Here is a 14025-nt window from a genome sequence, read left to right as displayed (position 1 = left end):
GGTGCGGAATTTTACTGCAAATGCTGCTGCTTTGTAAAGCACCGATGCGATTTTGAAAGGGACTTTAATAAGGGTGAGGAGTATACACGAGCCTTCTTCCTGGGGCGAACAAAGTTTTACATCAACCCGCCCAGGCTCTACACTGCGCGGTATTGAAACGAGGTAAAACAAGTCATGCGTGTACTGGGTATTGAAACATCCTGCGATGAAACCGGCATCGCCATTTACGACGACGAAAAAGGGCTTCTGGCCAACCAACTGTATAGTCAGGTGAAATTGCACGCTGACTACGGCGGCGTCGTGCCTGAACTGGCCTCTCGTGACCACGTGCGTAAAACAGTTCCCCTGATTCAGGCGGCGCTGAAAGAGGCCGGGTTAAGTTCAACCGATATTGATGCCGTGGCCTACACCGCGGGGCCGGGTCTGGTCGGCGCGCTGCTGGTTGGCGCGACGGTTGGCCGTTCGCTGGCCTTCGCGTGGGATGTGCCAGCCATCCCGGTTCACCATATGGAAGGGCACCTTCTGGCGCCGATGCTGGAAGAGAATCCGCCTGAATTCCCGTTTGTGGCACTGTTGGTCTCCGGTGGACATACCCAGCTGATTAGCGTCACGGGCATTGGCAAGTACGAGCTGCTGGGCGAGTCGATCGACGACGCTGCCGGTGAAGCGTTCGACAAAACCGCCAAGCTGCTGGGGCTGGATTACCCAGGCGGCCCGATGCTGTCCAAAATGGCGGCGCAGGGAACGGAAGGGCGCTTTGTCTTCCCGCGTCCGATGACCGACCGTCCGGGGCTGGACTTCAGCTTCTCCGGGCTGAAAACCTTCGCGGCCAACACGATCCGCAATAACGACGACAGCGAGCAGACCCGCGCCGATATCGCCCGCGCGTTTGAAGATGCGGTGGTGGATACGCTGATGATCAAGTGCAAGCGCGCGCTGGATCAGACCGGCTTCAAGCGTCTGGTGATGGCGGGCGGCGTCAGCGCCAACCGCACGCTGCGTGCGAAGCTCGCCGAGATGATGCAAAAGCGTCGTGGGGAAGTGTTTTACGCCCGTCCGGAATTCTGTACCGATAACGGGGCGATGATTGCCTACGCCGGTATGGTGCGCCTGAACGCTGGCGCAACGTCTGACCTGAGCGTGTCCGTGCGTCCGCGCTGGCCGCTGGCGGAACTGCCTGAGGCGTGAGTTTTTTTGCCCGGTGGCGCTGCGCTTACCGGGCCTACAAAACCGTAGGCCGGGTCAGGCGAAGCCGCCACCCGGCAATAACCTGCACTACACCCGCAGCATCCCTTTCTCTTCCAGAAACGCAATGATCGTTCCCAGACCGTCTCCCGCTTTCAGGTTGGTAAAGGTCCACGGACGCTCGCCGCGCATGCGGTTGGTGTCGCGCTCCATCACCTCCAGCGACGCCCCCACGTACGGCGCGAGATCGGTTTTGTTGATCACCAGAAAATCGGACTTGGTGATCCCCGGCCCACCTTTGCGCGGAATTTTTTCCCCTTCGGCAACGTCGATCACGTAAATAGTCAGATCCGCCAGCTCCGGGCTGAAGGTCGCGCTCAGGTTGTCCCCGCCGCTTTCCACGAAGATCAGATCCAGATTGCCAAACTTCTCGCTGAGCGCTTCCACCGCTGCCAGGTTCATCGAGGCGTCCTCGCGGATCGCGGTATGCGGGCAGCCGCCGGTCTCCACGCCCACGATGCGCTCCGGCGCCAGCGCGCCCGCCTCGGTCAGGATGCGCTGATCCTCTTTGGTGTAGATATCGTTGGTCACCACCGCCAGGTGATACGTATCGCGCATTGCCTTGCAGAGCGCTTCCAGCAGCGCGGTTTTGCCCGAGCCTACCGGGCCACCCACGCCCACGCGCAGGGGATGTTTGTAATCAGCCATGTTGACTCCTCAGGAACGGAATAGTCGTGAATATTGGGTTTCGTGGCGCGCGGAGGCGATGGCGGACAGCGGCGTAGCGGCCCCCAGCGCGTCGTCGCGACGTAAAAAGGCCTGTTCAAGCCCGGCGGCAAAATGGTCGCTCAGCTCGATAATCAGCTGCTGCGCCGCCTGCTGCCCAAACGGCACCAGCTTGACGCCCGCCATGACCGCGCTCTCAATCCAGCTGTAGCCGAGGCTCAGCGCCAGCTCGCGCACGTCAATGCCCCAGCGCACGCCGAGCCACGCCATGCCGCAGAGCTGGCTTTGCCTGCACAGCGCCAGCCATTCTGCCGGGCAGTCCGGCTCCCAGCTTTTGATGAGACGCGTAAAGGCCGCTCCGCGGTTGCGTTCTTCTTCGCGCAGCTCGCGCGTTTCCCGACAGGCGAGCAGGTATGCCGTCCAGCGTCTGGCCGTTGCCAGGTCGTTCCGATTGCAGGCCTGGCAGAGACGGTGAAACAGCGGCAGATCGACGCAGAAAAAACTCTGCTCCATCTGCTGGATCTGCCAGCGTTTAAAGGCGTCGGCGTCCGTGACCCAGCCCGCCTCCACGGCCCACTCCAGCCCCTGCGACCAGGTAAACGACCCGACCGGCAGGCTGCTGCTGGAGAGCTGCATCAGGCGCAGCCACTGGCGGGCGTGCTCCATCAGCTCATCAGCGCCAGCAGGGCGGAGACGATCAGCCCGCCGCCGAAGGTTTTACGCAGCCCGTCGTGACGGCGCAGCAGCAAGCCTGCGGCGAAACTGGCGCACAGCACCGTGGCGCTGGCGAACATAAACCCGCTGGTGAACAGCCAGAAGCTATGGCCGGACATCTCCACGCCGTGCGCCCAGCCGTGGAACATCGCCAGGGCAGGCACCGCGAGCAGCAGACGGTTTTCAGTCTTAAACATCATCACGCCGCTGACCGCCAGCGAGGCGATAATCAGCATCTCCATGCCGCTAAAGCCGCCGAGCAGGCTGCCTGCGATGGCGCCGACAAGCATCATCCCGAGGGTGGCAAACGGCAGCAGGAGCTTGCGGCCGCTCAGCGCCGAGAGCACGCCTGCGCCCGCTAGCATCAGCAGGTGATCGAGCCCGGTCAGCGGATGGAAAAAACCGGCCTGAAAGCTGTCGGCACCGTGGCCGGGATGCGCGAGCGCGGGAACGGAAAAAGCCAGCAGTAACAGGGGGAGTAACTTGCGCATGATGGATCCTTAATGTGAATGGGCGTGAGCGTGGCTATGGCTGTGGGCATCGCTGGCATACGCGCCCGCTTCCGGTTCAAACGGCAGGCTGGCGTAGGTCACCTCCAGCCCAAACTGGCGCAGCATGTCGTCGAGAACGTGATCGTGGTGATAGCGCAGCTCGCCGGGCATCACCTGCAGCGGCACGTGGCGGTTGCCCAGGTGGTAGCAGGCGCGGGCGAGCAGGAACGGATCGGCGCAGCGCACCACGGAGACGGACTCAGCCGCGGCGATCACTTCGATCACTTCGCTGCCGTCGTCGGTGGTCAGCAGGTCCCCCCGCGCAGCAGCAGGCCGCGCGGCAGCATCAGCCCGGCTTCGCGCCCGTCGTTCAGCGCTACGCGGGCGCGGCTTTTCACCCGTACGTCAATCGGCAGCGTGACGCTGGCGGTAGTCGGGTGCGCGTGGTCCAGACGTTGGGTCAGATAAATCATCATCACTCCTCAAAACAGGAAATAGCGTTGCGCCATCGGCAGAACGTCAGCCGGTTCGCTGGTAATCAGTTCGCCGTCGACGCGCACCTCGTAGGTTTGCGAATCAACGGTGATGTTCGGTTGCAGAGCGTTGTGGATCATGTCCGCCTTTTTCACCGTCCGGCAGCCTTTCACCACCGCGGTGGCGCTCTGCAGGTTGAGCTGCTGCGGGATGCCGTTCGCACTGGCGGCCTGCGAGACAAACGTCAGTCGCGTGGCGTGGCGCGCGGCGCCCAGCGCGCCAAACATCGGGCGGTAATGGACCGGCTGCGGCGTGGGGATTGAAGCGTTGATGTCGCCCATCGGCGCGCAGGCGATCATCCCACCTTTGACGATGGTGGTGGGCTTGACGCCGAAGAACGCCGGGGACCAGACCACCAGATCTGCCAGCTTGCCCGCCTCAATCGAACCCACTTCATGGGCGATACCGTGGGTCAGCGCTGGGTTAATGGTGTACTTGGCGACATAGCGCTTCACGCGGAAGTTGTCGTTTTCGCCGGTCTCTTCCGGCAGCGCGCCGCGCTGGACCTTCATGCGGTGCGCGACCTGCCAGGTGCGGATAATCACTTCCCCGACGCGGCCCATGGCCTGCGAGTCTGACGACGTGAGCGAAAACGCGCCGATATCGTGCAGCACGTCTTCCGCGGCGATGGTCTCCCGACGAATGCGGGATTCGGCAAACGCCACGTCCTCGGCGATATCCGGGTCGAGGTGATGACAAACCATCAGCATGTCGAGATGCTCGTCGATGGTATTGACCGTGTAGGGCAGCGTCGGGTTGGTGGAGGAGGGCAGAATATTCGGGTGTGCGCAGGCGGTGATGATATCCGGCGCGTGGCCACCGCCCGCCCCTTCGGTGTGGAAGGTGTGGATTGTACGCCCGGCGATCGCCGCCAGCGTGTCTTCGACAAATCCGGATTCGTTCAGGGTGTCGCTGTGCAGCGCCACCTGAATGTCCATCTCTTCGGCCACCTCCAGCGAGCAGTTGATCGCCGCAGGCGTCGCGCCCCAGTCTTCGTGGATCTTCAGCCCGATGGCGCCCGCGGCAATCTGCTCGCGCAGGGCATCCGGGTTGGAGCCGTTCCCCTTGCCGAGCAGGCCGATATTCACCGGCAGCGTATCGGCAGCCTGCAGCATTCGGGCGATATACCACGGCCCCGGCGTACAGGTGGTGGCGTTGGTGCCCGCCGCCGGACCGGTGCCGCCGCCGATCATGGTGGTGACGCCGGAGACCAGCGCCTCTTCCGCCTGCTGCGGGCAGATCCAGTGGATGTGGGTGTCGATCCCGCCAGCGGTGACGATCTTCCCTTCGGCGGCAATCACTTCCGTCGCCGCGCCAATCGGGATCGTCACGCCGGGCTGGATGTCCGGGTTCCCGGCTTTGCCGACGGCAAAAATCCGCCCGTTCTTGACGCCGATATCGGCTTTCACGATCCCCCAGTGATCGACGATCAGCGCGTTGGTCAGCACCAGATCCACGCAGTCGTCTGCGGTCATCTGCCCCTGGCCCATGCCGTCGCGGATCACCTTCCCGCCGCCGAACTTGACCTCTTCGCCGTAGATCGTGAGATCGTCTTCCACTTCAATCCACAGCTCGCTGTCGGCCAGCCGCACTTTATCGCCGGTAGTGGGGCCGAACATATCGGCATAGGCCTGGCGCGAAATCTCAGCCATGTTTCACCTCACCCATTACCTCGCCGCGAAAGCCGACAATGCGTTGCGCACCCGTGACCTGAACCAGCGTTACTTCACGCTTCTGGCCGGGCTCAAAGCGCACGGCGGTGCCTGCCGGGATGTTCAGCCGGTAGCCTCGGGTCGCCTCACGGTCAAACTTCAGCGCCGGGTTGATTTCGTAAAAGTGATAGTGCGATCCGACCTGGATCGGCCTGTCGCCGTGGTTTTCGACAATCACGGTTTGGGTTTCGCGCCCGACGTTGATCGCAATCGCGCCGGGCTGGATCTGGTATTCGCCTGGGATCATCACGCGCTCCTTAGACGATCGGGTTGTGGACGGTGACGAGCTTGGATCCGTCCGGGAAGGTGGCTTCCACCTGAATGTCCGGGATCATCTCCGGCACGCCCTCCATCACCTGGTCGCGCGTCAGGACGTGGCGGCCCGCCTCCATCAGCGAGGCGACGGTTTCGCCATCGCGCGCGCCTTCCATGATGAAGGCGCTGATCAGCGCGACCGATTCCGGGTAATTGAGCTTTACCCCGCGCGCAAGGCGGCGTTCGGCAACCAGCGCGGCGGTAAACAGCAACAGCTTGTCTTTTTCTCTGGGGGTCAGTTCCATAACGTTTCTCTTATGTCTGCCAGATACGCGGCGAACAGGCGGTTTTGGTGGTGAGAAGCGGGCGAAGCGACTGCCAGATATCGCGCATCACCCGCTGGCAAATCAGGTTGTCGTGGGAGAGAAAACGCACCGACAGCAGCTCGTCGGTGAGCGTTGCCCCCGCAAAATGGCCCAGAGGCGCGAGCAGCGCGCGCACCGCGTCGAGTTGTTCTTCTCTGGCCGGGTAGAACAGCAGCGTGCCGATCCACGGATGCCCGGCAACGGGCGTGAGATCGCCGTCGCTGAGGTGCTGGCGCTCTATCAGGCGGGGTTCGTCATCCACCCACACCTCAAGGCGGCTCTCCAGCGTGCCGTGGCTGAAGGTCTCATTGATTACCGGTCGTCCCAGACAGTACAGCTCCCACGCCAGCAGCGTGCTGGAGGCCTTCAGGTGGAAGACGGAGCGCAGCGCGGCATTCGCCCCGGGGAAGATAATGGTGTCCTGCGGCAGCCACTCCAGCGTGGATCCCTCATCGAGATAAAAATGCTGGCTCAGACGCGCCTGCGGGCCGCTGCTGCGATAGAACTTGCTGGCGCCGGGCATGGTGATAAGCGTGTGGCTTTTGGCGTCCAGCCGAACGGAAATGTCCAGCGTATCGCCGCCCACAACCCCGCCCGGCGGGTGCAGCAGATAAAGGTGGCAGGTTTCGCCTTCGGGGTAAAACGGACGCTGAACGGTAAGCGGCCCGACGTGATGAGCGGAGTGCAGGAGGGTTTTCTCAGGGGTGTGACAAAACTGCAGGGCAAGCGACGCCTGCCAGCCTTTGTACGAATTATCAGTGACCTGAGCTGCTAACATGCTGCATCCATCTGCGCATCATCGGGGTCGTTTCAGTATGCCCTGGCAGAATTGAAGGCTGTCATATGAGTCGCTTATGGATAAAAAAACGGCTCATATGAGCCGGTTTCAAACTTTTGATAATCGCCCGGCGGCGCTACGCTTGCACGGGCCTACAAGAGAATGCGCAATGTAGGCCGGGTAAGCGCAGCGCCACCCGGCAGGAAAGGCTAGCGGTAATCCTCCGCATCCACATCATAACCCGATGGCTCCCAGCGGATCGCCAGCAGCGAGGCCAGGCCGATAAACGGCGCCAGCGCAATTACCCAGAACACGGCGGTATCGAGTGAGGCGACCAGCAGCGGGAACAGGAACAGCGACAGCGTCGAGCTGCTGCGCATCAGCGTCTGGTTAAGGCCCACGCCGACGCCGCGCAGCGAGGTCGGGTAGCTCAGTGAGGCAAACGTCATGGTATGCGCGCCCGGGCCGAAGCCCTGGCCGAACAGGAAGAGCGCCAGCATCGCCACGGCAAGCACGCCTTCGGTGGCGCCTTCCGGGCGACCAATCAGCCCCAGGCCCAGCAGCGCGACCAGCTGGCAGGCGTAACCCGCCAGCGACATCCGCCATGCGCCGAAGCGCGGCACGTAGCGTACCGCCAGCAGTCCGCCGACGAAGGCAAACAGCAGGTTAAGCACCAGAGAAATCAGGATGGTGGTCAGCATCGACTGGACAAAGAAGCTGGAGATGATCACCGGCAGACCAAACGCCACCGCGTTATAGGCGAACGAAGAGACGACGGACAGCAGCGTGGCGAGCGTCGTGCGGCGTAAGTAGACGCCGCGGAACAGGTTCAGATAGTTGGACCATTTCGCTTTATTCACGACGGGAGCTGGCTGGCTGAGCGCATCCTGCGGCACGTGGGCATTGATGTTATACGACTGACGCAAAATGGACGCCGCCTCCTTCAGGTTGCCCTGATTTGCCGCCCAGACCGGCGATTCGCTCATATAGCGGCTGCGGATGGCAATAATCACCAGCGCGGGTACCGCGCCAAAGCCGAGAATCAAACGCCACAGCCAGTCGCTGTGGCTTTCCGGCAGCACGGCGTAGAAGAAGAGCACCAGCAGGTAGGAGATACTGATGGCGGCATACCAGGTGGGGCACCACATGGCGACGCTGGAGGCCTTATTGCCGGGGCCTTTTAGCCTGGCGAACTCGCTTAAAAATGCCATCGCCACGGGAAGGTCGATCCCGACGCCAAGCCCCATGACAAAGCGGGCACCCGCCAGCACATATTCGTTCGGGGCCAGCGCACAGGCGATGGCGGCCACCACGAAGAAGAGCATGTCGGCCATAAAGACGCGATAGCGCCCGATTTTATCCGTGAGATAACCGCCGAGCAGCGCCCCGACAATCGCGCCAAACGTAATGGCGGACGCCACCATGCCGGTACCGGCGGGCGTCAGGTTAAATTCGCGGGTGATATCTTTTATGCCGAAGGCCAGCGCGCCCAGATCGTAGGCATCGAGGAAAATCCCGCCCAGCGCGATACCGATCACGATGCGAGCATTGGCCCGGCCCTGAGAACCATCATTAACGAGGCGTGAAACATCCGATGCGCTGCGCACCCACTGGATGTCGCCATCGGAACGTTTTCCTGCCGTTGAAAGGGGAGTTGTTTCTGTGATTTCTGCCATTTTCTTCTTATGTGGTTGTGTTGTGTCATTAACAGTTACCACAGGCAGAAGGTGACCAAAATCACATTTGGCTATAAGGCATAACTAACCTTACGGGGCGTCTTTTTTCTTCCTCTTGAGCTTCGTCCAGATTTTGGTCTCCTGACGACGCCACAGGCGCTGAATATTGTCGTGATGACGCAGCAGGATAAGGCAGGAGAGCATCGATACCGGGAAGGTGAACTGAGGTTTGAACCACCAGACGTAGAACGGGGCGATCAGCGCGCTGACGATCGCGCCCAGCGACGAATAGCCGCTCAGCAGAATGGTGAGCAGCCAGGTGCCAGCCATCACGCCGGTTAAATCCCAGCCGATAGGCGCAATGGCACCAAAGGCGGTTGCCACGCCTTTGCCGCCTTTAAAACCGAAGAATACGGGCCAGATGTGGCCGACACAGGCAGCAATGGCAATGAGCCCCAGCCAGAACGGCGTGACGCCCAGCGCATACGCGCCCCAGACGGGTAGCATCCCTTTCAGAACATCAAAAATCAAAACCGCTACGGCTGCTCCCTTGCCGCCAATTCGTAGTACGTTGGTCGCTCCCGGATTCCCGGAACCACTTTCACGCGGGTCAGGTAACCCGGCGATGCGGCAGACCAGAATGGCGCTGGAGATTGAGCCGCAAAGATAGGCGAGGAGGATCATTCCAGGCGCGATTGCACTCATAACGCTGTTCCGTTTTGAAAATGTATCTGTATTCTCAGCATCTGTGGATAATACGCATAATTCGCCGGAAGTGGTATCCGGTTTAGCCAAAAAGCAGGCAGGTCGTGATGGATATTGTATTTATAGAGCAACTTTCGGTAATCACCACTATTGGTGTTTACGACTGGGAACAGACCATCGAGCAGAAGCTGGTGTTCGATATCGAAATGGGCTGGGATAACCGCAAGTCGGCAAAAAGCGATGACGTGAACGACTGTCTTAGCTACGCCGACATCAGTGAAACGGTCATCGGTCACGTGGAAGGGCAACGTTTTGCGCTGGTCGAACGGGTGGCGGAAGAAGTCGCAGAATTGCTGCTGAAAAAATTCAACTCACCTTGGGTGCGCATCAAGCTGAGCAAACCGGGCGCGGTGGCGCGCGCGGCCAACGTGGGCGTCATTATCGAGCGTGGCACAAATCTGAAAGGCAAGATTTAACGTCATAATAGCTAAACCCTTTTATGTTATATCTGTCTTATAGCTGTATCTTTCACGGTAGCCGTTGGGGCGACCGTTTTTTTATATTTTTTTAGGGGTTTATAGATGAGCGATATGCACTCGCTGCTGGTGGCGGCAATACTGGGTGTGGTCGAAGGATTGACGGAGTTTTTACCGGTTTCCAGTACCGGCCATATGATCATTGTTGGTCATCTGCTGGGCTTTGAAGGCGATACCGCCAAAACGTTTGAAGTGGTGATCCAACTGGGGTCTATTCTTGCGGTGGTGGTGATGTTCTGGCGCCGTCTGTTTGGCCTGATCGGTATCCATTTTGGCCGTCCGCCGCAGCACGAAGGGATGAGTAAAGGCCGCCTGTCGCTGATCCATATTCTGCTCGGGATGATCCCGGCGGTGGTGCTGGGGCTGGTATTCCACGACACCATTAAATCGCTGTTCAACCCGATTAACGTGATGTACGCGCTGGTGGTGGGCGGCTTCCTGCTGATCGCCGCGGAAGTGCTGAAGCCAAAAACGCCGCGCGCGGAAGGGCTGGACGATATGACGTATCGTCAGGCGTTTATCATTGGCTGCTTCCAGTGTCTGGCGCTGTGGCCGGGCTTCTCCCGTTCAGGTGCCACCATTTCCGGCGGGATGCTGATGGGCGTGAGCCGTTACGCCGCGTCAGAGTTTTCGTTCCTGCTGGCCGTGCCGATGATGATGGGCGCCACCGCGCTTGACCTCTATAAAAGCATTGGTTTCCTGACCACCGGCGACATTCCGATGTTCGCCGTTGGCTTCATCACCGCGTTTATCGTGGCGCTGATTGCCATCAAAACCTTCCTGCAGCTGATTAAGCGTATCTCGTTCATTCCGTTCGCGATCTACCGCTTTATCGTTGCCGCTGCGGTGTACGTGGTCTTCTTCTGACCGACTGCCCTCAGTCTTTTGGCTGAGGGCAATGCTTTTCCTTCCACTCTGATACCGCCTGAATCCGCCGTTTCGTCAGTTCTTCGCGAATGTCCGGGCCTTTGAATCCCGCCTCGACAACGTCCTTCGTCGGCACCGCTTTGGCTACCTCCCAGGCTTTACGCAGTAAACGTCCCTGCGGGTAGTCACAGGCTTCAAACCCGGTACGCCCGCGCACGTCAGCCTCGCTGGTGAGCGCGATCTGCTCCACGCGCTGGGGTTTGCGCCAGGCGTCGATGTTATCGAACAGCTTAACGATGGTGGCCGGTTTCAGGATCGGGAAGGTGTGGATCAGGTCGTGGAATTCGGCCACCAGTTTCGCCAGATCGCGGATTTCGTTCGGCACGCGCAGGCGCTGGCACAGCCCTTCGACGAGCTTCACCCCTGCCGGACCGTGCCCGTGGTGCCGAGGCCAGAGCTCTTTTGGCGTTAAGCCTTTGCCGAGATCGTGGCACAGGGTGGAAAAGCGCACGTCCACGTCAGGGCTGAGCATGGCCGCCATGCTCAGGGTCATCAGCGTGTGCACGCCGGTGTCAATCTCCGGATGCCATTTCGCCGGAGCCGGGACGCCAAACAGTGCGTCTATTTCCGGGAACAGCACCTTTAGCGCGCCGCAGTCGCGCAGCACCTGGAAAAAGACCTGCGGGTTACGCGTGGTGAGCGCATTCTCGGTCTCTTTCCAGACGCGCTCTGGCGTCAGGTGTTCAAGCTCGCCCGCCTCGGTCATGGCGGTCATCAGCGCCATGGTCTCATCGGCAATGCGGAAGCTGAGATGGGCGTAACGCGCGGCAAAACGCGCCACGCGCAGCACGCGGAGCGGATCTTCAGAAAACGCCGGGGAGACGTGACGTAAGAGACGGTTGCGCAGATCGTCCTGGCCGCCATAAGCGTCAATAATCTGGCCGTGCTCGTCCTGCGCCAGCGCGTTAATGGTCAGATCGCGACGCAGGAGATCGTCCTCCAGCGTGACGTCCGGCGCGGCGTAGCAGGTAAAGCCCGTATAGCCCGAACCTGACTTCCGCTCGGTACGCGCCAGGGCATACTCTTCGCGGCTTTTCGGGTGTAAAAAGACGGGAAAATCGCGGCCTACCTGCTGGTAGCCCGCGTCCAGCATCTCTTCCGGGGTGGCGCCCACCACCACCCAGTCTTTATCTTTGACCGGCAGACCTAACAACGCATCACGTACCGCACCACCGACCAGATAACTCTTCACGCCTGACACTCCCGTTTTCTCTTTTCCAGAATGATACGTAAGTCTGGCAGAGAAGACGAATTAGTTCATCCAGCGATCTTTACGTTTACGGCTTGGGATCAGGTGCGGCAGAACCAGACCCAGCACCAGACCGACGCCCAGCACGCCGCCGCCATACATAAACCACTGCATGATGATGGTGCGCTGTTTGTCATCGAGCTGCAGGTTGGCGGCATTCACTTTCTTCTGCGCGACAATCAGCTCGTTTTTCAGCTTCTGGTTCTCTTCTTTCAGGCCGTTAATCACCCCGTCGCTCTGCGCCACTTTCTGCTGCATCTCGGCGGTACGCTGGTTCCAGGTTCCGTCGATATTGTTCAGCTTGTCGGTCAGGGTTTTCACCTGATTTTCCAGATCCGGTACGCGGGTGCGCAGGCTTGGCACGGTGCTCAGCTCTTTCAGCGGGATCCAGGACGTGCGGCCAGAACTGTCGCGAACCTGACCGTAGTTGGTGTCCGCGTTGGTCTGTAACAGGGTGACTTCCTCGCCGGCATTCACCGTACCCACGAGGCGATAATTATCTCCGGGGCCACTGCGTACCCAGGTGTTCAGTTCGTCAGAAACGTAACGCTTCTCTTCAGCGTGCACTGCGGTTGCGGCGCTAAAAGCGAGTAAAGTAAGTCCAATCAGGCGTAATTTAAGCATCATTAGTCGTTATTTTCATAAATAGTGGAACGATAGTAGTGGCAACAGTGTCTCTACGCAAAGCATTCATCAGCAATCAGAATCATCTGTGTCACGACTCTACACATTTACGCCCGTCAAATTGCTCATTGCATGGCAATTTGGCGCAAAATACTATGTACTGACAAACAAATGGCGAGGAAGTTCGCCCTCATTGACGCGTCTGTGACGCCCGCAAAAGTACAAGGCTATGGCTCAGGAAATCGAATTAAAATTTATCGTCGAAAAAGACAGCGTTGACGCACTCCGCCAGCATCTGCATACGCTCTCCGGCGAACACCATGCACCGGTACAACTGCTTAATATTTATTACGAAACGCCGGATAACTGGCTACGCCGCCACGATATGGGGCTGCGCATCCGTGGCGCGAGTGGGCGCTACGAGATGACGATGAAAATTGCCGGCCGCGTGGTCGGCGGGTTACATCAGCGTCCGGAATACAATATCGACATCAGTCAGCCAGAACTTGAGCTGGAACGTTTTCCGGCGGAAGTCTGGCCGGAAGGCGAGCTGCCTGCCACGCTGGCGGAGCAGGTGCAGCCGCTGTTCAGCACCGATTTCTGGCGCGAGAAATGGCTGGTGACGGAAGGTAAAAGCCGCATCGAAATCGCCCTCGATCTGGGTGAGGTGAAGGCGGGTGAGTACCAGGAGCCGATCTGCGAACTGGAGCTTGAGCTGCTGGAAGGGGACGCAAATGACGTGCTGAAGCTGGCGCGCAGGCTGGTGAACCAGTCCGGATTGCGCCAGGGGAGCCTGAGCAAAGCCGCGCGGGGTTACCATCTGGCCGCCGGAAATGCGCCGCGCGTGCTGAAAGAGACGACCATTTTGCGCGTTGCGCCGAAAGCCAGCGTTGAGCAGGGGCTGGAAGCCGCGCTGGAGCTGGCGCTTTCTCAGTGGCAGTACCATGAAGAGCTGTGGGTACGAAATGTGAAAAACGCCAAATCCCACGTGCTGGCGGCCATTGCCCTGGTGCGCCATACCCTGACGCTCTTCGGCGGTATTGTTCCTCGCAAAGCGAGCGCTCACTTACGTGATCTGCTGACGCAAACCGAAACGCTGATGCTCTCGGACGTATCTGCGCAGACGGCGATCTACAGTCCGCAAGCCGCTTCGGCAAAACTGGCGCTGACCGAGTTTCTTGTGACGCGCGGCTGGCGCGCCTTCCTGGATGCGAAAGCCGAGGCCAAAATCGCGGAAAACTTTAAGCGTTTCGCAGACATTCATCTTTCCCGTCATGCGGCCGAACTGAAGAGCACCTTTGCGTATCCGCTCGGCGATAAGTATGGCGATCAGCTTCCCCGTCTTTCGCGCAACATCGACAGCATGCTGCTCCTTTCCGGTGCCTACGACGGGCCACAGGCGCAGGCGTGGCTGGAAAACTGGCAGGGGCTGAAGCATGCCATCGAAACCCGTCAGCATATTGAGATAGAGCATTTCCGTAACGAGGCCATTTCGCAGGAGCCGTACTGGCTGCACAGCGGAAAACGTTAACTCTGGCAAGGAACCCC

Annotated in this window: 15 protein-coding genes and 1 pseudogene; 4 read left to right on the top strand and 12 right to left on the bottom strand. The window is 59.9% G+C overall.

Annotated features, from left to right (window positions below; translation table 11 throughout):
* The first annotated feature begins 174 nt into the window (after positions 1 to 174).
* Complete coding sequence (tsaD, locus tag BFV67_RS18810) at positions 175 to 1188, top strand: tRNA (adenosine(37)-N6)-threonylcarbamoyltransferase complex transferase subunit TsaD (RefSeq protein ID WP_008503186.1); 1014 nt, start codon at positions 175 to 177, stop codon at positions 1186 to 1188.
* 87 nt (positions 1189 to 1275) lie between these two features.
* Here the strand turns inward: tsaD and ureG are convergent, their stop codons facing one another.
* From ureG to plsY, 10 genes and pseudogenes are all read right to left on the bottom strand, one after another.
* The gene (ureG, locus tag BFV67_RS18805; RefSeq protein WP_008503187.1) at positions 1276 to 1893 is read right to left on the bottom strand and encodes an urease accessory protein UreG; all 618 of its coding nucleotides are present in this window, start codon (positions 1891 to 1893) and stop codon (positions 1276 to 1278) included.
* A 9-nt stretch (positions 1894 to 1902) separates the two neighbouring features.
* A complete protein-coding gene (locus BFV67_RS18800; RefSeq protein ID WP_023344944.1) occupies positions 1903 to 2577 on the bottom strand; it encodes an urease accessory protein UreF in 675 nt (224 codons plus the stop codon).
* Positions 2577 to 3116, bottom strand: a complete 540-nt coding sequence (locus BFV67_RS18795) for a HupE/UreJ family protein (protein ID WP_021242324.1) — start codon at positions 3114 to 3116, stop codon at positions 2577 to 2579. Before BFV67_RS18795 ends, BFV67_RS18800 begins: the two co-directional genes overlap by 1 nt.
* A 9-nt stretch (positions 3117 to 3125) precedes the next feature.
* Positions 3126 to 3589 (bottom strand): annotated as a pseudogene (gene ureE / locus BFV67_RS18790) (urease accessory protein UreE).
* Positions 3590 to 3598: 9 nt separating this feature from the next.
* Positions 3599 to 5302 (bottom strand): urease subunit alpha, encoded by a 1704-nt coding sequence (gene ureC, locus BFV67_RS18785; RefSeq protein ID WP_069598789.1) that lies wholly within the window; start codon positions 5300 to 5302, stop codon positions 3599 to 3601.
* Positions 5295 to 5609, bottom strand: coding sequence for an urease subunit beta (locus BFV67_RS18780; RefSeq protein WP_047747783.1), 315 nt, complete (start codon positions 5607 to 5609; stop codon positions 5295 to 5297). Before BFV67_RS18780 ends, ureC begins: the two co-directional genes overlap by 8 nt.
* A 10-nt stretch (positions 5610 to 5619) precedes the next feature.
* The gene (locus BFV67_RS18775) at positions 5620 to 5922 is read right to left on the bottom strand and encodes an urease subunit gamma (protein WP_003862556.1); all 303 of its coding nucleotides are present in this window, start codon (positions 5920 to 5922) and stop codon (positions 5620 to 5622) included.
* 10 nt (positions 5923 to 5932) lie between these two features.
* The gene (locus BFV67_RS18770; RefSeq protein WP_047747784.1) at positions 5933 to 6760 is read right to left on the bottom strand and encodes an urease accessory protein UreD; all 828 of its coding nucleotides are present in this window, start codon (positions 6758 to 6760) and stop codon (positions 5933 to 5935) included.
* Positions 6761 to 6969: 209 nt separating this feature from the next.
* On the bottom strand, positions 6970 to 8436 hold the full coding sequence (locus BFV67_RS18765) for an MFS transporter (RefSeq protein ID WP_032653467.1): 1467 nt from the start codon (positions 8434 to 8436) through the stop codon (positions 6970 to 6972).
* A 90-nt stretch (positions 8437 to 8526) separates the two neighbouring features.
* Positions 8527 to 9141: a glycerol-3-phosphate 1-O-acyltransferase PlsY gene (plsY, locus tag BFV67_RS18760; RefSeq protein ID WP_008502955.1), complete on the bottom strand. Its 615-nt coding sequence runs from the start codon at positions 9139 to 9141 to the stop codon at positions 8527 to 8529.
* Positions 9142 to 9248: 107 nt separating this feature from the next.
* On the opposite strand from plsY, the gene folB reads away from it, so the two are divergent.
* Both folB and bacA read left to right on the top strand, forming a co-directional pair.
* Positions 9249 to 9617 (top strand): bifunctional dihydroneopterin aldolase/7,8-dihydroneopterin epimerase, encoded by a 369-nt coding sequence (folB, locus tag BFV67_RS18755; protein ID WP_008502956.1) that lies wholly within the window; start codon positions 9249 to 9251, stop codon positions 9615 to 9617.
* 105 nt (positions 9618 to 9722) lie between these two features.
* Positions 9723 to 10544 carry an undecaprenyl-diphosphate phosphatase gene (gene bacA / locus BFV67_RS18750; RefSeq protein WP_039265445.1) on the top strand — a complete coding sequence of 274 codons (822 nt, stop codon included), beginning with the start codon at positions 9723 to 9725 and terminating at the stop codon, positions 10542 to 10544.
* Between the two features lie 10 nt (positions 10545 to 10554).
* On the opposite strand, the gene BFV67_RS18745 is transcribed toward bacA, so the two are convergent.
* Together BFV67_RS18745 and BFV67_RS18740 are read right to left on the bottom strand one after the other, a co-directional pair.
* A complete protein-coding gene (locus BFV67_RS18745) occupies positions 10555 to 11796 on the bottom strand; it encodes a multifunctional CCA addition/repair protein (protein ID WP_008502958.1) in 1242 nt (413 codons plus the stop codon).
* A 60-nt stretch (positions 11797 to 11856) separates the two neighbouring features.
* Entirely contained in the window at positions 11857 to 12477 is a 621-nt protein-coding gene (locus BFV67_RS18740) for a TIGR04211 family SH3 domain-containing protein (protein WP_025912514.1), read from the bottom strand.
* Positions 12478 to 12706: 229 nt separating this feature from the next.
* Here BFV67_RS18740 and BFV67_RS18735 point away from each other — a divergent pair, with 229 nt between their 5' ends.
* Positions 12707 to 14008, top strand: a complete 1302-nt coding sequence (locus tag BFV67_RS18735) for a CYTH domain-containing protein (RefSeq protein ID WP_021242317.1) — start codon at positions 12707 to 12709, stop codon at positions 14006 to 14008.
* Positions 14009 to 14025 lie beyond the last annotated feature (17 nt).

It is taken from the genome of Enterobacter roggenkampii (assembly GCF_001729805.1).
GTDB classification, from domain to species: Bacteria; Pseudomonadota; Gammaproteobacteria; order Enterobacterales; family Enterobacteriaceae; genus Enterobacter; species Enterobacter roggenkampii.
This window is presented reverse-complemented; position numbering and strand designations above follow the sequence as displayed.